At 53.8% G+C, this 22,421-nt stretch carries 18 protein-coding genes; 8 read left to right on the top strand and 10 right to left on the bottom strand.

Going from position 1 to position 22,421, the window contains the following annotated elements:
- The first annotated feature begins 104 nt into the window (after nucleotides 1-104).
- Nucleotides 105-419: a 2Fe-2S iron-sulfur cluster-binding protein gene (locus E4P32_RS22620; protein WP_116436161.1), complete on the top strand. Its 315-nt coding sequence runs from the start codon at nucleotides 105-107 to the stop codon at nucleotides 417-419.
- A gap of 354 nt (nucleotides 420-773) precedes the next feature.
- On the opposite strand, the gene E4P32_RS22615 is transcribed toward E4P32_RS22620, so the two are convergent.
- Both E4P32_RS22615 and E4P32_RS22610 read right to left on the bottom strand, forming a co-directional pair.
- A complete protein-coding gene (locus E4P32_RS22615; RefSeq protein WP_116436160.1) occupies nucleotides 774-2,804 on the bottom strand; it encodes an AsmA family protein in 2,031 nt (676 codons plus the stop codon).
- A gap of 58 nt (nucleotides 2,805-2,862) precedes the next feature.
- Nucleotides 2,863-3,822 (bottom strand): LysR family transcriptional regulator, encoded by a 960-nt coding sequence (locus E4P32_RS22610; protein WP_116436159.1) that lies wholly within the window; start codon nucleotides 3,820-3,822, stop codon nucleotides 2,863-2,865.
- Between the two features lie 176 nt (nucleotides 3,823-3,998).
- On the opposite strand from E4P32_RS22610, the gene E4P32_RS22605 reads away from it, so the two are divergent.
- The 4 genes from E4P32_RS22605 (at nucleotide 3,999) to dnaA (ending at nucleotide 7,792) form a co-directional block, all read left to right on the top strand.
- The gene (locus tag E4P32_RS22605) at nucleotides 3,999-4,244 is read left to right on the top strand and encodes a hypothetical protein (RefSeq protein WP_016836184.1); all 246 of its coding nucleotides are present in this window, start codon (nucleotides 3,999-4,001) and stop codon (nucleotides 4,242-4,244) included.
- A 498-nt stretch (nucleotides 4,245-4,742) separates the two neighbouring features.
- Nucleotides 4,743-5,063 carry a hypothetical protein gene (locus E4P32_RS22600; RefSeq protein ID WP_116436157.1) on the top strand — a complete coding sequence of 107 codons (321 nt, stop codon included), beginning with the start codon at nucleotides 4,743-4,745 and terminating at the stop codon, nucleotides 5,061-5,063.
- 269 nt (nucleotides 5,064-5,332) lie between these two features.
- A complete protein-coding gene (locus tag E4P32_RS22595) occupies nucleotides 5,333-6,100 on the top strand; it encodes a class II glutamine amidotransferase (protein WP_116436156.1) in 768 nt (255 codons plus the stop codon).
- A gap of 252 nt (nucleotides 6,101-6,352) precedes the next feature.
- Nucleotides 6,353-7,792, top strand: coding sequence for a chromosomal replication initiator protein DnaA (gene dnaA, locus E4P32_RS22590; RefSeq protein ID WP_116436154.1), 1,440 nt, complete (start codon nucleotides 6,353-6,355; stop codon nucleotides 7,790-7,792).
- A gap of 163 nt (nucleotides 7,793-7,955) precedes the next feature.
- Here dnaA and E4P32_RS24185 read toward each other — a convergent pair whose 3' ends face one another.
- Nucleotides 7,956-8,201 carry a hypothetical protein gene (locus E4P32_RS24185; protein ID WP_167735680.1) on the bottom strand — a complete coding sequence of 82 codons (246 nt, stop codon included), beginning with the start codon at nucleotides 8,199-8,201 and terminating at the stop codon, nucleotides 7,956-7,958.
- Here E4P32_RS24185 and dnaN point away from each other — a divergent pair.
- Nucleotides 8,124-9,230, top strand: coding sequence for a DNA polymerase III subunit beta (gene dnaN, locus E4P32_RS22585; RefSeq protein WP_116436153.1), 1,107 nt, complete (start codon nucleotides 8,124-8,126; stop codon nucleotides 9,228-9,230). The genes E4P32_RS24185 and dnaN overlap by 78 nt on opposite strands.
- Nucleotides 9,231-9,447: 217 nt before the next feature.
- Nucleotides 9,448-11,946: a DNA topoisomerase (ATP-hydrolyzing) subunit B gene (gene gyrB / locus E4P32_RS22580; RefSeq protein ID WP_116436152.1), complete on the top strand. Its 2,499-nt coding sequence runs from the start codon at nucleotides 9,448-9,450 to the stop codon at nucleotides 11,944-11,946.
- Between the two features lie 97 nt (nucleotides 11,947-12,043).
- Here the strand turns inward: gyrB and E4P32_RS22575 are convergent, their stop codons facing one another.
- The 7 genes from E4P32_RS22575 to E4P32_RS22545 all read right to left on the bottom strand — a co-directional run bounded on the left by E4P32_RS22575 (nucleotide 12,044) and on the right by E4P32_RS22545 (nucleotide 21,357).
- Nucleotides 12,044-12,469 carry a very short patch repair endonuclease gene (locus E4P32_RS22575; RefSeq protein ID WP_233526760.1) on the bottom strand — a complete coding sequence of 142 codons (426 nt, stop codon included), beginning with the start codon at nucleotides 12,467-12,469 and terminating at the stop codon, nucleotides 12,044-12,046.
- A 165-nt stretch (nucleotides 12,470-12,634) separates the two neighbouring features.
- The gene (locus E4P32_RS22570; RefSeq protein WP_116436150.1) at nucleotides 12,635-14,155 is read right to left on the bottom strand and encodes a DNA cytosine methyltransferase; all 1,521 of its coding nucleotides are present in this window, start codon (nucleotides 14,153-14,155) and stop codon (nucleotides 12,635-12,637) included.
- 85 nt (nucleotides 14,156-14,240) lie between these two features.
- Complete coding sequence (locus E4P32_RS22565) at nucleotides 14,241-15,002, bottom strand: hypothetical protein (protein ID WP_135008786.1); 762 nt, start codon at nucleotides 15,000-15,002, stop codon at nucleotides 14,241-14,243.
- Complete coding sequence (locus E4P32_RS22560) at nucleotides 14,999-15,907, bottom strand: hypothetical protein (RefSeq protein ID WP_135008785.1); 909 nt, start codon at nucleotides 15,905-15,907, stop codon at nucleotides 14,999-15,001. Before E4P32_RS22560 ends, E4P32_RS22565 begins: the two co-directional genes overlap by 4 nt.
- Nucleotides 15,904-17,748 carry a hypothetical protein gene (locus tag E4P32_RS22555; protein WP_135008784.1) on the bottom strand — a complete coding sequence of 615 codons (1,845 nt, stop codon included), beginning with the start codon at nucleotides 17,746-17,748 and terminating at the stop codon, nucleotides 15,904-15,906. Before E4P32_RS22555 ends, E4P32_RS22560 begins: the two co-directional genes overlap by 4 nt.
- Nucleotides 17,745-18,740 carry a PD-(D/E)XK motif protein gene (locus tag E4P32_RS22550; protein ID WP_158559752.1) on the bottom strand — a complete coding sequence of 332 codons (996 nt, stop codon included), beginning with the start codon at nucleotides 18,738-18,740 and terminating at the stop codon, nucleotides 17,745-17,747. Before E4P32_RS22550 ends, E4P32_RS22555 begins: the two co-directional genes overlap by 4 nt.
- Nucleotides 18,724-21,357, bottom strand: a complete 2,634-nt coding sequence (locus E4P32_RS22545) for a Z1 domain-containing protein (RefSeq protein WP_116436148.1) — start codon at nucleotides 21,355-21,357, stop codon at nucleotides 18,724-18,726. Before E4P32_RS22545 ends, E4P32_RS22550 begins: the two co-directional genes overlap by 17 nt.
- Before the next feature lie 572 nt (nucleotides 21,358-21,929).
- Between E4P32_RS22545 and E4P32_RS22540 the strand changes: the two genes are divergently transcribed.
- Nucleotides 21,930-22,376, top strand: a complete 447-nt coding sequence (locus tag E4P32_RS22540; RefSeq protein WP_116436147.1) for an SRPBCC family protein — start codon at nucleotides 21,930-21,932, stop codon at nucleotides 22,374-22,376.
- Nucleotides 22,377-22,421: the final 45 nt, after the last annotated feature.

Raw genomic sequence — 22,421 nt, 5'->3', positions numbered from 1 at the left:
TATTTTGTTAATCAAACCAACACAACAGGTCTGTAGTCGTCCAGATTCACCCTGTCGACAAGGATGGCCTTCAATCAACCCTCAGAGCTAGACGATTTTTTCCAATGCCCACGGACGAACCAGTACCCACACATGCCTACAAGGTCTCTTTGCTGCCTTCAGGATTGGAATTTGAAGCCGGAGCGGGAGGTTCTCTGCTCACTGCCGCCTTGCGAGCGCAGATCCGTTTGCCAAGTTCTTGCCGTAATGGCACCTGCCGTACTTGTCTTTGTGTGTTGAAAAGCGGAAAGATCAGTTACCAAATCGACTGGCCCGGTTTGACCAGGGAAGAAAAAGCCGAGGGTTACATGCTGCCTTGCGTTGCGGTCGCCGAATCGGACCTGATCATTGAAGCGCCGGATGCACTTTCACTGAAATGAAATTCGCGCATCCGGGTTTTGAATGGTTTTTAAGTTTTTGAAGCCGGTTGGAAAGAAATGGGGTTTTTCAGGGTTTCGGGGGTTTCAGGTTTTTATATAGATGTTTATATATATAAATAGTAGTAGTAGTTAACACAGACCCTTTTCTGTGGATAACCCGGTAAACCCGCATCAAATCATCAACTTGCGAAATTCATAACCGCTTGGCAAGTCTTGTATGGCAAAAGAACAGTTCGGGGACAGAAATCGAGCCTGTGTAAAACTCGTCATCTGTCCCCAATCCGCCCCAAACTTATTCACAAAGTTATCCACAGGATGACGTTCTGATAAGAATCCGTATTGCAGAAACGCAACCTAGCGCTTGGCCGCCTCCGGCCTGGTTTTGCCGGCAGGTGGCGCAACCGGTGGCTTCTGCACTTCCTGCAAAAGATTGGCGCAATCAGTTTGTTGTTCACCGCTGATATTGATCAATGGCAGGATCGCCGCCACCGGCGCCAGCACAGCCAGCGCTACCGCGCCGCCCGCCTTCAACGCCAGCACGCCCTTGTCGACGCCGACATTCGGATCCTTGAACGGGCCGGTCACGTAGAGCGGCGAACGCAGCGAGATGATGCGCAAGCCCTTGCTGCGCGGATTGATGGTCAGGTTCAGTTTTTCCTGCGCCAGATTGACGTCGCCGCTGATGTTGATGATGGCGTCTTCGGTATCCAGCGTGAACATGCGCGCCTGCGCCAGGCCGTTGGTGACGGTGAAATCGCCGGCCATGCAGTTGAGCTTGACCTGCTTGTCGCCGAACAGTTTGGACACCACCACGTTGCCGATGTTAAGGCCCATCTCTTCCAGCAACAGTTTGCTGATGGCGCCGTGGTTGATCAGCGTCTTCAGCTCGCCGTTGGACGAACCCAGCATCGCCGCCACCGAATTGCCGGTAGCCGTCAATGCCGCGTCGCCGTTGATTTCACCGAAGCTGGTCTGGGCTGCGTCGAGATTCGGGAACAGCTGCTGAATCTTGATCTTGCGCGCCGACAGCTTGACGTCGGATTTCATCTTCGGCGTGCGGCCGTCAAGATGCATGGTGGAAGTCAGGTTGCCGCCGGCGATGCCGAAGTTGAGCGGCGTCAGCGACAAGACCTTGTCCTTGAGGTGCAGGTCGGCCTGGATGTTGTTGATGGGCAAATCCTTTTCCTTGACCACGCGATGCGCGGTCAGTTTGACGTCGGCGTCGATCGCGCCCCAGGCCTCGGTCTGAAATTCCTTGACCGGCAACACCTTGTCAGACGGCTGGCGTTCTTCCGCGCCGCGCTTTTCCTTGCTGGCGTTGGAGTCGGCGCCGATCAGCGGGCCCAGGTCTTCAAAGCGCAGCAGGTTCGACACCACTTCGCCCTTGAGCAGCGGACGCGGTTCCTTCGATTGATATTCAAGCGTGCCGCCAATGTCGCTGGAGCCGACCTGACCCTTGAATTTCTCATAGGTCCAGGTGCTGCCGTTCTTTTCGCCCACCGGATTGAGCTTGCCGATCAGATGGCCGGAGGTGGAAAACGGTGGGGTTTCCGGCAACAGCACGCCGGTCAACGGAAACAGATGCGCCATGCTGTCGCCGGACAGGTTCAGCTGGAGATCGAGCGCGGCCAGTTCCTGCGGTTTGGTCAGCGTGCCCTTGACGGCGATGCGTGTCTTGCCGACGCGGACGTCGGCTTCGAGCGGATACGGCTTGCTCTCATCCTGCAGCGACAACACGCCGCCGGCCTTGCCTTCGCCATTGATGTCGGCCTTGTTGAACGAGCCCTTCACGTTCCAGCCGATGCCGTAGATTTTTTCCTTGGCGGGATCCAGCGTGTCGATTTCAGCACGCGCCTTGGCTTTTTGAATCGCGTCGTCGAGCTCGACCACGCCTTTGCTGATCACGATTTTTTCGGGACGGAATTGCCAGGTTGACGGACCGTCGTCGGACTTGAAGGTCCAGTTGTTGACGGCGTCCTTCTTGCGCAGCAATTGCAGGTAGGGATCCTGGGCTTCCAGATCGGGCAGCACAATCTTGTGCTGCAACAGTGGCCAGGGATTGAGCGTGACGTTAAGTTGCTTGACCGTCGCCATGTTGGAATTGGCCGGCGCCCAGTCGGGATTGCCGAGCACGATGTCGTTAGCGCTCACGTGCGGCCATGGTATCCATCTGGCCCAGCTGGTCTGCGGGGAATCGGGCTTGCGCCATTTGACGATGAGGTCGCCCTGGATCGCGAAGTGGCGCCCGGTGGCGTCGCTGACGCGCTGGTTGATCCAGGGCCGTGCGCGATTCCAGTCGAAAGTGATGATCAGAATGATCAACAACGCGATCAGTGCGACTACGCCGGCGAGACTGAACCCGATTATTTTTGATGTCCGAGACATAAATCATCCTAAAAGTGATTGATTTGCGCCAACGGCATCAAGAAAAAATGAGGTTATGTCAGCGCTTCATGTTGATACGACCGAATTCGTCATGAGTTGTTGCAACTAAATGTGCGCGCAGCCATTTATGTGCCGGATTGCGCGCATCGCGTTCGTGCCACAACATGTCCACATGCTCTTCCGGCGTCTTGAACGGAAGCTCTTTCACCACAAGGACTTCCGTCATGCCGGTGGCGGCGATCAGATGGCGCGGCAACACCGTGATCAACTCCGAACTGGCGACGATGCGACCGGCCGTGAAGAACTGGTTCACCGTCAGCAAAATCTTACGTTCGCGTCCCATGCTCGAGAGGACATCGTCGATCACGGCGTGTGGTTTGCCTGACAGACTGACCAGCAAATGATCGGCCGCGCAATAACTGTCGAGCGTCAATTCCTTGTCGGCCAGCGGATGGTTCTTGTGCATCACGCAGACGTATTGGCCGGTGTACAGACGTTCGTGGCTGATCTGGGTCTTGACCGTGCCCTGGCCGTCGGCCAGCTGCGCCGTCACACCCGGAAAAAATCCCACCGCCAGATCGACGTCGCCGCGCAACAGCATGGCGCGTGGGTCGCGTGTGGTCAGCGGCATCATGCGGATTTTCAGGCGCGGCGCGTCGCGCATGATGGTGCGCACCAGCGACGGCAACCACAGCGCCGCAGTCGCATCGACCATCGCCATGCGGAAGGTGTTCTGCGCGCGCGTCACGTCGAAGGTCTCGGGCGTGATCACCGCTTCCAGTTCCGACAGCGCGCGGCGCACGGTCGGCCACAGTTCTTCGGCGCGCGGCGTCGGCTTGACGCCGTGGGCGGTGCGGATCACCAGTTCATCATTGAGCGTGTCGCGCAGGCGACGCAGCGCGTTGGATACGGCCGGCTGGGTCATCGCCAGCAAATTGGCCGCGCGCGTCAGGTTTTGCTCCGTCATCACGGCGTCAAAGACGCGCAACAGGTTCAGGTCGAGAGTAAGGAAGCTCATGTCAGCCGCGCCCCATAAGGCAAAGAAGATGGCAAAGAAGGGGAAAGAGAAACACCCCGGGTCAAAAAATTAGTATTCACAAACGGTATAACTGATATCTGAAAACGAAATTGGTAAAGGCAGTCGGTCATCATTACACTGCAATGCAACATAACACATTTCGCAAGGAGTCCATCATGACTACATTGACCGCTAATTACTCGTCGAAGACCACTGCAACCGGTTCCAGCAAGCTCGGCGCCGCCCTGCGCAACATCTTCGTCCGCTTCGTCCAGGCTCACGAATCGCAAGCCGCCCTGATGACCGCTGACTACAACAGCAAGGTCGAAGGCGCTTCGCAACTGAACCGTCTGGCCAACAAGTTCGAATCCAGCCAGCCTAACCTGGCAGCTGAACTGCGCTTCATCGCGTCGCGCGGCTAATCAGATTCAGCAGCCCGGCAACATCGGGCAGCAGTATCTGGCAACAGCATTTGCAGCAACACTACAGTACAGCGGTGTAGTGCGCGGAACCCCCCGGTAACGACGCATTTCCCCGCTTCCGCATTTCCCCGCTTCTGTAGGGCAACAACGGTTTCAGTCCTGAGCTTCTCAGGCCCGCGTCCTGGCGCGTATGCAGGCTAACCAGCCCGCAGCGATCGCGCGACATGGGAATCTGTCCGGCGTCTCCTCCTCCCTCTTTAGGAAGGATTTCCCCGCAAGCTTCGGCTTTGCGGGGATTTTTTTGTCTACAGAGTCCGGTGATTGTTCGAGAGCCCCCTCCACAAGCCTTGAGCATACTGCATCCCGTGCCTTATTCACAATCCCTATATCTGATATCCCCAGTCTAAATTGGCACTCCCGTGCTGAAAAACCTATACTGCATTGCAACAACAGAGCAATCGCGCTCAAAAGCAGTTTCATATCAGGGAAATCAATATCATGTCCGTCCTCGCCATCGCCTTTCCAGTAGAAGCCGCCGTACCGGTCGCGCAATCACTGATCGGAGCCAGCCTCGCGCTGACGCGTCCGTTGCTGGGCCTGGGCGCGATCGTTACCCTGCTGATGGTATTCAAGCCTTTGCTGGCCGGCATCATGCGCGCCGTCGTCGCCTTCTTCGTGCCGCGCAAGTCGTTCGAGCAACGTGTCGCCGCCCACCGTTTCAGCGGCGTGCGCATGCTCAACCGCATGGCCAACGACTACAGCGGCAGCCAACCGAATTTTGCAGCCGAGCTGCGCAACCTGGCCGCGCGCGACAACTGATCGCCGCAAGTAATAAAGTCAGGAAGTAATGATCAAGTAGTACGTACCGCGTCTCCTCCTCCCTCTTCAGGAAGGATTAGCCCCACGAGCCCCAATTCGTGGGGCTTTTTTTTATGTGCGTTCGCTTATTTGCCCATCATTTGCGGAAATCGGCCGGGTTTTGCGCGATTTCACCCGACAACGGCTTTCTCGCGCCATGTCCGCGTGATAACGTAGGGGTCTGGTTTTCCCCTTACTTATTACTCCAGCCTCACCGCTTCGCCGACATCATGTGCCAGTTACTCGGGATGAATTGCAACACGCCCACCGACATCGTTTTCAGCTTCACCGGTTTTGCAACCCGCGGCGGTTTGACGGATCACCACAGCGACGGCTGGGGCATCGCGTTTTTTGAAGGTTCCGGCGTGCGCCATTTCGTCGACTACCAGTCGGCGGTCAGCTCGCCCGTGGCGGAACTGATCAAAAGCTGCCCGATCAAGTCGCAGCACGTCATCGCCCACATCCGCAAAGCCACCCAGGGCCGCGTCTCGCTGGCCAATTGCCATCCTTTCGTGCGTGAACTGTGGGGGCGTTACTGGGTATTCGCCCACAACGGCGACCTGAAGAATTTCACCCCTACGCTCGACGGCCCATACCGCCCGGTCGGCACTACCGACAGCGAAATGGCGTTCTGCTACCTGCTGCAGGAACTGCGCAAGCGTTTCGGCGACACCTTGCCGTCTTTGGCTGAATTAACGCCGGTGTTGCGCGAACTTACGACCCATATCGCCGGACATGGCCCGTTCAACATGCTGTTGTCGGACGGTTCGGCGCTGTTTTCGCATTGCTCCACCAATCTGTACTACATCATCCGCCAGCACCCGTTCGCCTCGGCGCATTTGTCCGACCAGGACGTCTCGGTGGATTTCTCCGAACTCACCACCGCCAACGACCGTGTTGCCGTCATCGTGACGCAGCCACTCACCACCAATGAGACCTGGACCCAGTTCGCCCAGGGCGAGTTGAAAGTCTTCGTCGACGGCGCCGTGGTCGAATAAGTTATCCAGGCGGCAAGTTTCGTCTTGATTGCCGGCCTGCCTCTTTATGTCGCACTTCATCGATATATCCGGCAAAGCTTTTGCTGGCTATCGATATACATTTTTACTCTGTCAAAAACCGCCCAGCCTGTGGATAACTTTTCCCGGTCAGAGTAGAATGGCGCCCTTATGGTGTTGATATCGGGCGCTTCGGAGTTCCTCCAGCCCAAGCCCTTCGACACGCAATCCCACCTGTTTTTTATAAGAAGATTCATGGAAAATTTCTGGCAAGCTTGCTCCGCAAAGCTGGAGCAAGAGTTGACGCCGCAGCAATTCAGCGCATGGATCAAGCCCCTCGCCCCGCTTGATTACGAAGATGGCCGCCTGCGCATCGCCGCGCCCAACCGTTTCAAGCTCGACTGGGTCAAGACCCAGTTCGCCAGCCGCATCACCACCATCGCCTCGGAATACTGGGAAACCCAGATCGAAGTCCTCTTCGTGCTCGACCCGCGCGTCGGTGAAGCCCGCCGCGCCGCCGCTGCCACTGCAGCCGCTGCACCGCAGGGCTCGGGTCAGGGCGCCGGTCCCGGTCAACCTAACCGCGCCGGCAGCATGCTCGACGGCTACCCGACCGGCATCCAGGAATCCCTGGTCCAGCCGGCGCCGCCGCCGCACGTGGCGCCGCGCCAGGAATTGTCGCGCATCAACCCGGTGCTGACCTTCGACAACCTCGTCACCGGTAAAGCCAACCAGCTCGCGCGCGCCGCCGCCACCCAGGTCGCCAACAACCCCGGCGTGTCCTATAACCCGCTGTTCCTGTACGGCGGCGTCGGCCTCGGCAAGACCCACGTCATTCACGCCATCGGTAACCAGGTGCTGGCCGACAATCCCAACGCCAAGATCCGCTACATCCACGCCGAGCAATACGTGCGCGACGTGGTCACGGCGTATCAGCGCAAGGGCTTCGACGACTTCAAGCGCTATTACCACTCGCTCGACCTGCTGCTGATCGACGATATCCAATTCTTCGGCGGCAAGAGCCGCACCCAGGAAGAGTTCTTCTACGCCTTTGAAGCGCTGATCTCCGCCAAAAAGCAGATCATCATCACCAGCGACACCTATCCCAAGGAAATCAGCGGCATGGATGATCGCCTGATTTCGCGCTTCGATTCCGGCCTGACGGTCGCCATCGAGCCGCCCGAGCTCGAGATGCGCGTCGCCATCCTGATGAAAAAGGCCACCCTTGAAGGTGTGGTGTTGTCCGACGACGTTGCCTTCTTCGTCGCCAAGCACCTGCGCTCCAACGTGCGCGAGCTCGAAGGCGCGCTGCGCAAGATACTGGCCTACTCGCGCTTCCACGGCAAGGACATCACCATCGATGTCGTCAAAGATGCACTAAAAGACCTCTTGTCCGTCCAAAATCGTCAGATCTCCGTCGAAAATATCCAGAAGACCGTCGCCGATTTCTTCAACATCAAAATCGCCGACATGTATTCCAAGAAGCGCCCGGCCAATATCGCCCGGCCGCGCCAGATCGCCATGTACCTGGCCAAGGAGCTGACGCAAAAGAGCCTGCCGGAAATCGGCGACCTGTTCGGCGGCCGCGACCACACCACCGTGCTGCACGCGGTCCGCAAGATATCCGCCGATCGCACCAAAAACCCGGAATGCAACCACGAGCTGCACGTGCTCGAGCAGACCCTGAAAGGTTGATCCGATAACCCCAATTTGCTGCTTGAACAGGGGTTGATTTGATACAATGGGAGAGTTGGTCCGGTTTGCCCTGGCAGTGTTTTTGTTGTCAATTCGACACTGCCGGAGTTGGGGGCAAATCGTCAGCGAGGATGGCATCGTCGCGCTGCATTAGAAGCCCCGGTTAGCGGCACACCGGCGCAAACGCAACGAAGCCCTTTTCAAATTGCAGCGCATTTGCAGAAACTCCGGCAAAACTGGGCGCAAACGGTTGACCATGCCGGATTGCAGACAGAATTTGAAAGCGGCTTTCAGCATCCTTTAAACCATTATCAACAAGGATAAAAAGACTATGCAATTGGTCAAAACCCAACGAGATACGCTTCTCCGGCCACTGCAAATAGTGAGCGGTATTGTCGAGCGTCGGCACACATTGCCGATTCTGGCCAATATCCTCATTCGCAAGGACGGCGAAAAGGTGTCTTTCCTGTCCACCGACATTGAAGTGCAGATCACCACGCACGCTGACGTCGGTTCCGGCAGCGAAGTCGCCGCCACCACCGTCGCCGCGCGCAAACTGCTCGACATTCTGCGCGCCCTGCCCGACTCGGGCGAAGTCACCGTCACCCTTGCCAACAAGCGCCTGACGGTTCAGTCCGGCAAGTCGCGCTTTGCGCTGCAAACACTGGCCGCGGAAGAATTCCCGACCGTCGCCCAGGCCGAGCACTACAACGCGCAAGTCACGCTGCCGCAAAAGACCCTGAAGCACCTGTTCAACATGGTCCACTTCTCGATGGCGCAGCAAGACATCCGTTACTACCTCAACGGCCTGTTGCTGGTCGTCGAAGGCAAGAACGTGATCGCGGTCGCCACCGACGGTCACCGTCTGGCCTTCTGCCAGGTCGCCACCGAGCAAGAGTTCCCGCGCCAGGAAGTCATCATCCCGCGCAAGACCATCATCGAACTGCAGCGCCTGCTGGAAGAAAACGACGACCCGGTCCAGCTCGAGATCGCCAACAACCAGGTCAAGCTGACGTTCGCCGACATCGAGCTGATTTCCAAGCTGGTCGAAGGCAAGTTCCCCGACTACACCCGTGTGGTGCCAAAGGGTTACAAGAACAACTTCACCATCGGCCGCGAACAGCTGCTGCGCTCGCTGCAACGCGCCGCGATCATGACCAGCGACAAGTTCAAGGGCGTGCGCTGGGTGATTGCACCAGGCAGCCTGAAGATCAGCTCCACCAACGCCGACCAGGAAGAAGCGGTTGAAGAACTCGAAATCGACTACGGCGGCGACAGCGTCGACATCGGTTTCAACGTCACCTACCTGCTCGACGTGTTGAACAACCTCAAGGGCGACTTCGTCAACATCGCCCTGGGCGACGCCAACTCCTCCGCATTGATCACCATTCCCGACAATGCCGATTTCAAATACGTCGTCATGCCGATGCGCATTTGATTTCAGTTAGCCGAAAGTAGACGAGGGGCCGTGCATACACGGCCCTTCGCCACTTTCAGGAATTCGGTTTCACTCTTTGTCCGGATCGGATTCCCGCAGTTTTAGCTGTATTTCAGCTGAGTTTCAGTTGATTCTTTCAGCGTGATATCACCGCAATACCAGAGCATCTCCTTAGCAGTCAGTCAGGCAGTTCCGTTAGTTATTTCAGAAGGTAGCCATGTCCCAAGTCCCCGCAGACAACACCGATCAACCGCAACAAAATCAATATGGAGCGTCCTCCATCCAGATTCTGGAAGGTTTGGAAGCCGTTCGCAAGCGCCCCGGCATGTACATCGGCGACACCTCTGACGGCACTGGCCTGCACCACCTCGTGTTCGAAGTCCTGGATAACTCCATCGACGAATCGCTCGCCGGCCACTGCACCGAAATCCACGTCACCATCCACTCCGACAACTCGATCTCCGTCACCGACAACGGCCGCGGCATCCCGACCGGACTGAAGATGGACGACAAGCACGAGCCGAAGCGCTCCGCTGCCGAAATCGTCATGACCGAGCTCCACGCCGGCGGCAAGTTCGACCAGAACTCCTACAAGGTCTCCGGCGGTCTGCACGGCGTCGGCGTCTCCTGCGTCAACGGCCTGTCCAAACTGCTGCGCCTGACCATCCGTCGCGACGGCAAGGCCTACGCCATGGAATTCGTGCGCGGCATCCCGCAAGACCGCCTGATCGAAACCATCGACGGCGTGCAAGTCTCGCCGATCCGCGTCACCGGCGACACCGACAAGCGCGGCACAGAAGTCCACTTCTGGGCCGACGAAGAAATCTTCACCCACGTCGAATTCCACTACGAAATCCTGGCCAAGCGCATCCGCGAACTGTCCTTCCTCAACAACGGCGTGCACATCAAGCTCACCGACCAGCGCACCGGCAAGGAAGAAAACTTCGCCTTCGAAGGCGGCACCCGCGGTTTCGTCGAATACATCAACAAGAACAAGAGCATCCTCAACCCGACCATCTTCCAGGCCACCGGCGAGCGCATGTCGGACCAGAACACCAACATCAGCGTCGACGTCTCCATGCAATGGAATGACGCCTACAACGAACAGGTGCTCTGCTTCACCAACAACATCCCGCAACGCGACGGCGGCACCCACCTGACCGGCCTGCGCGCCGCGATGACCCGCGTCATCAACAAGTACATCGAAGAGCACGACTTCGCCAAGAAGGCCAAGGTCGAAGTCTCCGGCGACGACATGCGCGAAGGCCTCACCTGCGTCCTGTCCGTCAAAGTCCCCGAGCCGAAGTTCAGCTCGCAGACCAAGGACAAGCTGGTATCAAGCGAAGTGCGCGGCCCGGTCGAAGAAATCGTCGCCAAGACCCTCACCGACTTCCTGCAAGAGCGTCCGAACGACGCCAAGATCATCTGCGGCAAGATCGTCGAAGCAGCCCGTGCGCGCGAAGCAGCCCGCAAGGCGCGCGAACTGACGCGCCGCAAAGGCGTCATGGACGGCCTCGGCCTCTCCGCCAAACTGGCCGACTGCCAGGAAAAGGATCCGGCGCTGTGCGAACTCTACATCGTCGAGGGTGACTCCGCGGGCGGCTCGGCCAAGCAAGGCCGCGACCGTAAATTCCAGGCCATCCTGCCGCTGCGCGGCAAGGTTCTCAACGTCGAAAAAGCCCGCTTCGAAAAGATGCTCTCCTCCGAGCAGATCACGACGCTGATCGCCACCCTCGGCACCAGCATCGGTCCGGACGAATTCAACGCCGACAAGCTGCGCTACCACCGCATCATCATCATGACCGATGCCGACGTCGACGGCGCCCACATCCGCACGCTGCTGCTCACGCTGTTCTATCGCCAGATGCCGCAACTGGTCGAACGCGGCCACATCTACATCGCCCAGCCGCCGCTCTACAAGGTCAAGGCCGGCAAGGACGAGCGCTACCTGAAGGACGACGTCGAAGAAGCGCAGTACATGATGCAGATCGCCCTGAACGATGCAGAGCTCGTCCCTAGCGAAGGCGCAGCACCGATCAGCGGCGCACCGTTGACCGAACTGGTCCGTCAGTACAACACCGCCAACGCCATCATCATGCGCCTCACGCGCATGATCGACGCCGGCGCCCTGTCCGCGATCATGACCGGCGTCACGCTGCAACTGAACACCGCAGCAGAAGCCGAGCAATCGGCCGCCGCCCTCAAGGCCGCGATCAACGAACCCGGCGTTGACGTCGTCGTGCGTTCGGACGAACTCACCGACAAGCACATCCTGCGCATCAACCGCCTGTACCACGGCAACATCAAGGCCACCGCCATCGATGCCGACTTCGTCAACGGCCCTGACTACCAGGTGCTGGAGAACGCCGCAGCAACCTTCCGCGGCCTGATCGGACGCGGCGCACTGATCCGTCGCGGCACCGGCGAAAAGATCAAGGAAAGCGCCATCAACGACTTCCACCAGGCCGTCGCATGGCTACGCGAAGAAGCCGAACGCGGCGTCAGCAAGCAGCGCTATAAAGGTCTGGGTGAAATGAATCCAGGCCAGCTGTGGGAAACCACCATGGACCCAACCGTCCGCCGCCTGCTTAAAGTGCAAATCGAAGACGCGATCGCCGCGGATCAGATTTTCATGACGCTGATGGGGGATGACGTGGAACCGCGTCGCGCGTTTATTGAGTTGAATGCGCTGCAGGCTGGGAATATTGATGTTTGATTCAATGTAGGCCGGCAGACTTCCCAAAAAAACGCACCTATAAATTGAAAGATTTACAGGTGCGTTTTTCTTAGGGGGGAGGGCATGCCAGACGGGCTTAAGTTTGGTACGGAGGCGTATCTGGCCATTCAAAAAGATAACTCTTGGGATGTTCGATTTCGTATGGCAACCATTTCAGCGCGATGTCGGGATCCGAATTGACAAGACCGCACTCCCATATAACTATGCTATTCCAACCTAACTCTTTTAACGCATCTAAGACCTTTTTGTCTCGGGCCTTATTCGAAGCAAATTTCAATTCCCAGATCTCTTTCCGAGTTGAGGGTCTGTACGCTCTCGCGCATCCTTCGTGTTGATGCCAGAAGCAGCCATGTACAAAAATTACCGTGCGATATTTTGAAAGTGCCAAGTCTGGCTTTCCCGGCAATTTTGCGCTATGCAGGCGGTATCGAAATCCTTTTGAGTGCAAGAACTTACGAACTACCATTTCGGGTTTCGTGTTTTTGGAGCGAATGCCCGCCATCATCCGAGATCGCACGATGCTGTCCACGATATCCATAGTAGTCCTGAAGAAATCACAATTTACTGGAAGGCCGAGTATCAGAGTCTGATGCCCAGACGCGGCTCATTTTTCCATAAGCTCGGCATACTGGGTACCTCATTTTATAACCGGCGTAGCAAACAAGATTTATCTTGAATTCTTCGGACTCAGAAGGGAATAGACCACTTGGGCGATTTGTTGCGCCATCCAAGGCGAGACTGCGTTACCCACCTGCTTAAACTGCGCATTGCGGCTACCCTCAAAAAAATAGTTATCCGGGAAGGTCTGTAGCCTTGCGGCTTCTCGAACGGACAAACTTCTCAATTGCTTTGCGTCAGGATGAATGAAATAGTGACCATCTTTGGATAAGTGGCTTGTTACCGTTGAGCTCGGTAAGGCAGATATCTGCACCTTAAAGCGGTCTACAAATTTTCCGCTTTTCCAATTTTTATGGTCCGGATACAGTTCCTTGGGGAATTCCTTTGACCCACGAGGAGAGTGGCCATGGTGCTTTGCATATGCCGCAGCAAAGCCATATCGGGTCAGGTCACTCCTCATGTGTTGGCGTACCTCGTGGTTAAGGATGCCATTCAAGCGGGGATCAATTAGCCAAGCCCTAAGATGCTCAGGAACATTGTCGCTGGTGGCAATTTTTGGCATCCATCTGCCACCTTGGCCTGGGTCCGCAGCTCTTAAGCTATTCGCATGACGATGCAAGGCATTTCTCACCATTTCATCATCAGTTGCATCGCCAGCGGATCGGAGAACGCTCCGCGCGAACTCAGACCAGTGTTCAAAATCTTCGTCGGTGACGCCACTACGCAATGCAGGAAGACCGGCGATAACGTCCGATACGCTGTATTTGTCTTTTTGTGGATGAAGGAAACTTCCTTTCGTTATATCTATGTCTTCTCTTACTCCCAATAAGATGACGCGATGACGTGCTTGTGGGACACCTAGATTTTCGGCGCGTAACACGAACTCTCGACCGGAACCCTTGGTTTTAGGATCGTCTTGAGGAACGGCAAGAGGAATAATTCGATATTTTTCACCACTCTTTCCTCCGGCTTGGGTCAAGTCGTCCAAAATTTTGGGAAACATGAGTTCTCCGCTGACCTTGGAGGAGAGAATTCCTTTCACGTTTTCCATCACAAAGACCGCAGGTCTAAATTCGTGCAGAATTTTTAGGTAATGTAGATATAAATAATGGCGATGGTCTTCCTCTGCCTTGTATCCGGCTTTACCGACATTGCGAGACCTTCCCACCAAGGAGTACGCTTGACAGGGAGGGCCTCCAATGAGCACCCAAGGTTGGTCTGATTTTGTTAACTTCTTGATGCGTGCATGAAGAATCTGGTCATGCTCTTCGTTGCCTAGGGTCAGTTGGCGAGCCTCTTCTCCTGCCTTATCCCATTCAGCTCTAGTCTTTTCTGTCCAAGGAGCAGCGCGGGTGCCCTCAACGTAATCGTAGTAGCTTTTCGGAGCATGTCCTTGCTGAAACTGCCTAAAAAAAGCACGAAGTCTCAAGGTTTTCGCGGCATTCATTTCCATCTCGGCAGAAATGCCGATGCGAAACGGAGAATCACTTGAACGTGATGGCTTGAAGGCGGAAAAACCTTCTCCTAGTCCGCCAGGACCGGCAAAAATATCTACAACAGGAATTGGCATACAAGTAAATTTGCTAACAAGAGCAGAGCCCCAAAAATTCTTCCAGGATGACTAGGCATTCATGAAATGTCAAGAAGTGCGATTGCTAGTCATCCGTTTTTGCGTAGTTTGATGCTTCATTGAAGTACTCAAGCACCGTCTCTTGCAGCTCGCTTTGGGAGAGTCCAGACAAATCTATAATTTCGTTGCGCAAGCGAAGCAGTTTGATGGCCCTGCGCATTACTGACTCCATGGATCCGCGTCCAATGCGCTCGGCAGTGACTACCCATCCTTCAGCAATTGCTTTTGCCAGTATCGGATCTCCTCCAATAGATGGCCGTTCGAAGATCGCAACAAGAGCATCTTCCGTTAAAGATTTTATCAATCCCCATCTATCTTCAAAAACTGCCCCCTTATCAAGGGATGAACCACGCATCCAAAGGCGTTGAAATGCATTTCGAGGACCTCCCGAAAACCTTCCGGGATCGCGTTTTGGGAACCGCCAAGCAACAATGTCACAAGTTTCCACCGTTGCCAGATAGGCCCAGACATCGTTGCGTAACGATTCCCCAGTATTTAACTCTTCCAGTCCTGCCAAAAATATAGTCACATCCTGGTCGAATCTCGCTCTGGCATTTTGGCCAGAGTTTGATGGGAAGCCAGAATTTATCGCAATTTCCCTAATTTTGGAACCAATATCAACAGTCAACTGCTCAGACTTATTGCCGCCACTTGCCGCAAAGAACAGCATCGAGGAGTGTTCTTTTAAAAAGGCCTTGGCCCTAGAAGGGGCAAGTTGCTCTCCATTGATTTCGAGTATGTGTGTTACCCCGACTGGGGTGAGGCGAGGTAAAAGAAGAACGTTCATTCAGATGCCCCAATATCTGTCGATGCAAGGATGCATGCCCGAAATTCTCCAGGATTGTGATTCTTCAAAGTCGCAATGTTCCCGATTGTCTTACCTGGGAATGCCAAATCCAGCCATTTCCGAATTTGACTTCCTACGGAACCAACATCACATTCACTTAGATCGTCTGAAGAGTCTTCGTCTAAATATGACTCAATCATTTGGGATACCACATCTCCCATAATTGCTTGAAGTGTCGCTCTATCTCCGTTTGTAAACCGTTCGGATATTTCACTAAATTCCGTATTCACATATAAGCGAACAGTTCCAGAAAAATCTGAACGCATTGATCCGCGTTGCCAATGCAAATACCACGGCGAATATTGTTGGAGCTTTCCCTTAAACAGTTCATTGAAGTTTACGGCTTCAATCGGGAAGCGAGAATCTCCGCCATCCTCAATCAAGATGTCGAGGCGTTTCTGCCAGAGTCTTGCTCCTCGAACCTTCGGAGATAATTTGCTTTCAGCATTTAGAGGTGCCAAAAGCGAGATCTGCAATTCCAATAACAGCCGGGCAGACAAACAATCGCCAGGGATGACGGAGGAAATCTGAATCGCTCCAGAGCCGGCCAACACTTCACCACGAAATACTCGTCGCCGTCTTCGAGGTAGTACACCAGAGCCTGTTCCTGCGATAAGACATATATCCAAAAGGATTTCGTTGACGGGAAGCTCTAAAGCCTCGGCAACATGGTTCCAATCGAAGTCTAATGTTGTGAAAACCTGTAAATCCCTAGCGTAATCCCAATGTTCCAATGTATCGGAGGCTTCTGTTAGAGGCTGCTCAGGGTCACCAATCATCCAGCCCCCGAACTGGACTATCTCATCCGGCAGTGTCAGAAAGGGGAATGCAATTCCGCGACTCATACTGGGCCACCAGGTTTCAAATGAAGCTTCAGTCCAACTGCCGCATTGGGCAGAGTTGAGGTGTATATCACGAGACTTCCTTCTTTCTCAGCGACATGCAGAGAGGAGCAATATTCGGAAGATAAGAGCTCGCCCAACGTGATTTTTTCGATACGCAGAACGTAGCTTTCAGGTAGATCTGCTGAGTTTATTGGTCCACCATCAGCGACGAGATATGGCTCAGCTATAAGATGCAGACCCGAGTCCTTTCCATCGTTATGCAGCTCTGCTGCGAAACGCGCGATTGGATTGCCCTGTGCATTTAACGTCAAGCCCTCAAACCTCGGCTGCGTGACACGTTGCAATTCTTTTGCAGAACCACCAGAAAATTCCCTTTTTTTCTTGCCGGGTCCCTTTGATGAGACCTCTCCCAAAAACACACCAAGTTTAGTTGCCGTTGCGGCCAGTGAGCCAGTCTTCTCTCCAGCAGCTGTCGTAAGATTGGATGTTATAGATGTGGATGGACGAGCAATATCCCTCAAATTTCTCAACGCGACATTGACATATGTTTTCCGATTTCCTTTGGGAAGGTTTTCCGGAATCCAATCGTCATGAGCGGGTGGTTCAGCGGTGGAAAATGCCTGCTCCACCTCGGAGTCGTCTGAGCAGACAAATACACCCGCCCACTCGAATCGAGGATCTGGCAACGCAGACCCTTCAAGGTATTTAACAACAAGTCCGAAAGGCCGCATTAACGCAATATGGTTTGCTTGTTTGGGGACGATTGAGTTATCAAGTAGGGCTACCCCTACTCTGTCAGCTCTCATTCCCCGCTGAGTAACAAGATGCCCCAGCAATTTCTTCGGGCGCTCGCACCATATTGACTTAACATCTTCAGATTCCTGTCGGATCTTATTCAGCGCCGATGAGAAAAGGTCGAGCGGTGGAAAATATTCGGGATCAGGTACATCTAGAGGGAGGCCGTCGACCTCCACGCTAACTCTCAATCTTCTATTCGCCGGTGTTGTTTCCACCATTCTTGGCCAGAAATTCCACAAAACGGCTTCGATGATATGGCTGCCGGCCAACGACCACTCGTCATCGGAGAAACTGGGGTCCAAAATCAGTATCGATGTGCCTTTCTGTTTTTTATCTCTCTCAGCCATTCCTAGCGCAGCAGCAATATTTCGAGCATCCTCGTTTACTAAGGGCTCAATGTAGTCAAGCCCCTCGGTAGCTCCCCACCAATGCCGACCTGTAAAGCGACGCCGATTTCGACCTTCTCCAGCATCAAATTCCACGCCCAAGTGGCAGGCCATGAACCGACGTGTGTCATTTCCCTCATGCTGAGTCTGGCTATCTACAATGATCGTGGCACAACTACTGATGGAATAAAGCGAGCTTTTTCCGTAACCATATGTGCCACCACTGTTCGACGATCCGTGAACAGAACCGACGTTTCTCAGGAAATTAATAAAGTTCAGCGATTCTTGGCCCTCATGCGCAGCATCGGCGCTTGTCGGTCCAGAGAGCCCTTCAGTGCCGAAGTCAGAAAACTCAAGCACTCGAAGAGTAGATTTCGCCAACGACAAGTTTATGGCATCGCTCGCACTGCTGTCAGGTCTCTCAGCAAATACTCGTTCTCTCAGAATTCGCTTTTGCTCGGCGTCTAATGTTCTGAGCCGGATAGATATTGATGGGCCGGATTCTGCTTGAGAAGCATCTAATATATTTTGAATGGCTTCCCGCACGAGGGTCTGCATGAGCCCCAGCGTCGGCCTCCCTAAAAGTCGCTTGAATCCTTCAGCCGCGATATTGCCAGTTTTAGAAAACGGCTCACTGTAAAGTCGAATCTTTGTCACGAAGTCATCTTTCGGAATAACGGATCCATTTCCGTCTCAGAGAACAAGAAGTCGCTTGCCGCTAAGAGGTCAACTGCGTAAGTCACATCTCGCACACCCGCAGGAAGTCGCTCGTCTGGGAACGCTGCAGATGAAATCCGCGGGAACCCCTCTTTAACCCGATAGGCATCCATATGCTCGAGCGCGTAACGGGCACGATCCCATTCCGATGAGTTGAGGGATGAGCATCCGAGTGCCAACAGCCGCCGGCTTAATAGTTCTTGTGAACATCCCAAGGCAATAATCTGCGAGGCCAAGTTTGAGACCGAAAGCTGCCCGTTCGCGCTCCTTTCCACTTTTACGTGGATGAGCGTCAAGGTTCCTCCTTTGGGCTCGGTAAGCTGCTCGATGCTGCTTACGTGAATGATGGAAGAATCTGCTCGGGTGGACGTTTTCACTTCAAATGCATCATTACCGTTTCTGAAGTCGTGTCTTTGGTCCAAAGGACCAGTCCAGGCGTCAATAGCTGACGGCGACAATTTCGTGAGGGCAAGCAATACAGTAAGCTCGCCAATGAGGCCAACTATCTGTTGATCAGTGACGTCGGAATGCTCCACATTATCTAGCAGCGCACGGAAGTCTGAAATTGTGCTGTCGACGGCTTTGAGAGGGCTTTCGCCGGTAGAGATTCTGTAAACAATTTCATTGGCCAGTTCCGCGAAGACGGAATCTAACGAACGCAGAACGCAGGTAACATCAAGGAAAAGTACGGTCTTCTTGTCTATTTGCAGTCTGGAGACAGTGACTAAAAGTTTGCTATTCGAGGGGGCAGATTTAATTTTTACGTCGGCGCCACAAGGGACCAATAAGCGTGGCTCTCCTTGGGACCCAATAGCGAAACGAACATATCCAAAGCCGGAATCCACTCCCGTGGATAAGCTCGGTATTTCCAAAATTCCATCGCCCGCCTGGGATTTTCTCAACTGCTCCCAACGTTCAATTGGCCTCGGCATCGGGTTCCTCCAGTTCTTCGTCCTCTTCAAGCTGTTCTGGAGTAGGTACATCAAGCTCGACGGCATAGTACGCTCCGGCACGGTCTTTCATGCCGGGGAAAACAATGCTGAAGCCAATCAGGTCATCGCATGCATCTAGCGCGACGCGAGACTTGGCGCCATCTTTCCTTTCTAGGGGCTCTGACTTCGCTTGAATCGGATAGATAAGCAGCAAAGGTAAATTAGGCCGGCGCTTTTTCAGTGCCTCCCAATCCTCTCCTTTATCGATACTTTGCAGGTCCGCATCAATCAAGATGTCGCGCTTGGACATAAGTGCCTTGATGTCTGCATATGCACTTGGTTCTGCCAAGCGTGAGCGCACGTTCGTCCCAATTTTCCCTAAGAAACCCAGCGAATTGTTAGATGGCTTGCCATTCGGCGAGACCACTCCTACGTTCCAAATAGCGAGCTTATCCTCGGTTGCATCGAGGTAGTTGAGGAGCATTTCCTGCTTTAGGTCCAAATGCTTTCCGGATATATCGTAATCCTTAATAAATTGCCGGACGACGGACATGGGGACGTTCTTAAATAGCTTCTTATCTTCAACGTATTCGCTGGCGCTATCCTTGGCCAATTTTATGAGATTTGCCGCTGCTGCCCAATTTGAGGAGACAATTCCGTCTTTTTGGTGGTCAAAACGAATTGTTTGTATATGTCTTCCCTCAAAGCTAATGCTGGTTTTCTTCGCGTAACGCATCTTGGCTGCGGATGTAATAGCAAGCCCAGGTATTGCGCGAACCTTCACGGCAAAATCGAGAGGTGTGGCGTCCCTCGCCTTGTATTGCGCGATATCAGCCCTGATTTCTTCTTCGATGTGAGCTAGTGCGCGGAAATTGGAAATCAAGTCTTGAGTGGCCCACAATCGAGGAAGGTCGGCATAGCCATTTCTAAATCCGAACCATCGCCCCATTTGTAGCAAGGTATCGTACTGTTTCGAGGTCCTCAGGAAGAACGAGACAGAGAGTCCTTCCAAGGTCAGACCACGCGCAAGGACGGAGCCTCCGACAACAATATAGGTTTTGGGAACTATCTTGTTTTTGTCCTCAGGGTCTGTTTCGTTGTAGTCAAGACGATTGTCGCTGGCCCCGTTCTCAACAGCGACCTCTACCAAATTTAAAACTTGGACCAAGAAAGGATGCAGATCCAAGGGGTGCAGTGCTTTCTCATCTTCACCTTCAAGCGGAACGGCCTTTGTCTCATCATCCCACACGGAAACCAAAGCGTCCCATGCAGGTCCTTTTGCAGATGCGATGGACGGAGCGCTGTACTCAAGCCATTGGCGAATGTTATCGGCCATTTTTTCGTGCTGCAGGACGAGCTGGGACGTATGTACCAGCATGCTCATGTGGTCGTTTTGTTGACCTCTGTGATGACGAATCGCGCATGACAGCAAAAACCAGAGGATTGCCTTTTCGAGGCTTTCCGTAATTTGCGGGCTGAAATCTTTGCGGTTTTTCGTAGACCTGAGTAAGGGAATTTCCTTCTCAGGAATGGGCTTAACCATTTCACGTCCGGCAGAGGCACCTTCGTCGATGTCGGCATCGTCGGGGTCAAATCCAAAGACCTCTCTGGCGCCGAAATATGCTTCAGGACGCGGTAGCGCGGTAATGAAGTCTTCGGGATAGAGGTCATCCAGTTCGTCTTTACTGGTCGGGAACGGGTTGGCAAACACGTTTGCGAAGGGAGTCGCGGTGTAACCGACGTAGGACACTGCAGGGAGGGCTTGAATAATCTTCCGGATTGCCTTGTTGATTTCGGTGATGTCCGTTTCCGTTTTTCCTGCATTGACAGAGGCCTGGTCGCATTCATCATCAATGATAAGAGTCTTTAACGCACGAGTAACACTAGGAGGTGTCTTTTCAATGGCCTTGAGAAGTGTTGCCAGCCTAGTCGTTTCTTTCTTTATGACCGCAAGCTGAGCCCTTCCCTCAACGGGCATGGTGAATTGCCCATTGTTCGCAGGAAGGGTGAAGTCACCGTTCTTCTCATCATCAGTGGTATGGAGTTGCCACGATTCTCGATGTCGGTCAATGATATCGGTTTGAAATCGGCGCTGAGTTTGCTGGCGCAACTTATTTGTGACGCCACCGAGTACTACAATAAAGTTATAGCCAACATCGATCGCTTTGGCGATTACGGCTGTCATATTTGCCGTCTTTCCTGACTGGACATAACCGACAACTAGACCGCGGCAGCGAAATGTCTCTCGCGCGGGATTGGCAAGAAGAGATACCACTTCGCTGGAACTGTCATGAATGGGGTCAATAGATTCGTCATGCCAATTCTTTGCATTTCGAAGATAGCCCTCCAATGCAGTCCAATGGCGGTCCGTCAATAACGGGCCTTTGTACCAGTGGTCTTTGATCTTGACTAACGAGTTTCGGCGAAGAATCTCTACACTCTGCTGAGACGCCTCCACCACTTTAATGGCCTCCTCGAGACTTGCCTCAATTTCCGCAGAAACACCTCCCATGGACTTGAAAAAACTGAGAAGGTCATCTGCAGCAGCCGGAACTGATTTATGAACTGGGAGCCGTTGAGTAATCTCTTTGACTAGCATTTGAACTTGAGGTGTCATGAGTAAATACCTCCATCATGAAGGTGTTCTGTTTGTTCTATTCTTCCCTGCATTCTTCTTGCCCCCGCGAAATCGTCCTAAGTTAAAAGAAAAGGTGTTGCTAGAGTTAAGTGATGGCTGCTGTCAAAGACTCCCCAGAAATTTCCCTCATATATATCGCGAGGCAAGATAGACTCATTCCTCGTCCGTCAGTACGTAACTTTGGCGACCAAAGAAATCCTCAATGTGCTTCATCTTTATAGGTCTGGTTTTGATTGACCCGCCACTAGCTGGGCAATTGGCCTGAGAGAGAATTCGTTCCAACACGGGGAGTATGTTGGCTTGCTTTGGTGGGGGAGCATTGTTATTAGAATTTATTCGGAGTTTTTATTGAATTAAGTTTAACTCCTATTTTAATTATTTGCGTAACCAGTTGATAGCACAATCGCTGCTATGTAAATTTGGAAAACTGGGCTCAAAAATAGCCATCTTCGCAGAGGAAGTTTGTGAGGAGAGGCGACGCTTTTGTTGTAATAATTTGGAAAATAACCAAAGCTTCCGCATAGAGACGCCACATTTAATGGAGACACCCAATGACCACAGGAACCGTAGAACTCCACCGCATCCTCCGCACCACCCCCGACAAAATCTACCGCGCCTTCACCGACGCAGCCGCCCTCGCCAAATGGCTCCCGCCCTATGGCTTCACCTGCACCGTTGAGCATCTCGAAGCCAAAGTCGGCGGTACCTTCCGCATGTCGTTTTCGAATTTCACCAGCGGCAACGGCCACTCTTTCGGTGGTGAATACAAGGAGCTGGTGCCGGGCGAGCTGGTTCGCTACACCGACAAGTTTGACGATCCGAATTTGCCTGGTGAAATGCAGGTGACTGTGAAGTTGAAGCCGGTTCTGGTTGGCACGGAGGTGCGCATTACGCAGGCGGGGATTCCGGAAATCATTCCGGTGGAGATGTGCTATCTCGGCTGGCAGGAGTCGCTCCTGCAGCTGGCAAATCTTGTCGAGCCGAATATTCCAGGCTAGCGCAAGACGCTCTTTCGCAAGTCCCGATCACAATAAAAAAAGGGA

Origin of the sequence: Herbaspirillum sp. 3R11 (assembly GCF_004563925.1) — a bacterium.
Lineage (GTDB): Bacteria > Pseudomonadota > Gammaproteobacteria > Burkholderiales > Burkholderiaceae_D > Herbaspirillum.
Note: the sequence above shows the minus strand (reverse complement) of the source record. Positions and strands in the feature narration are given on the sequence as shown.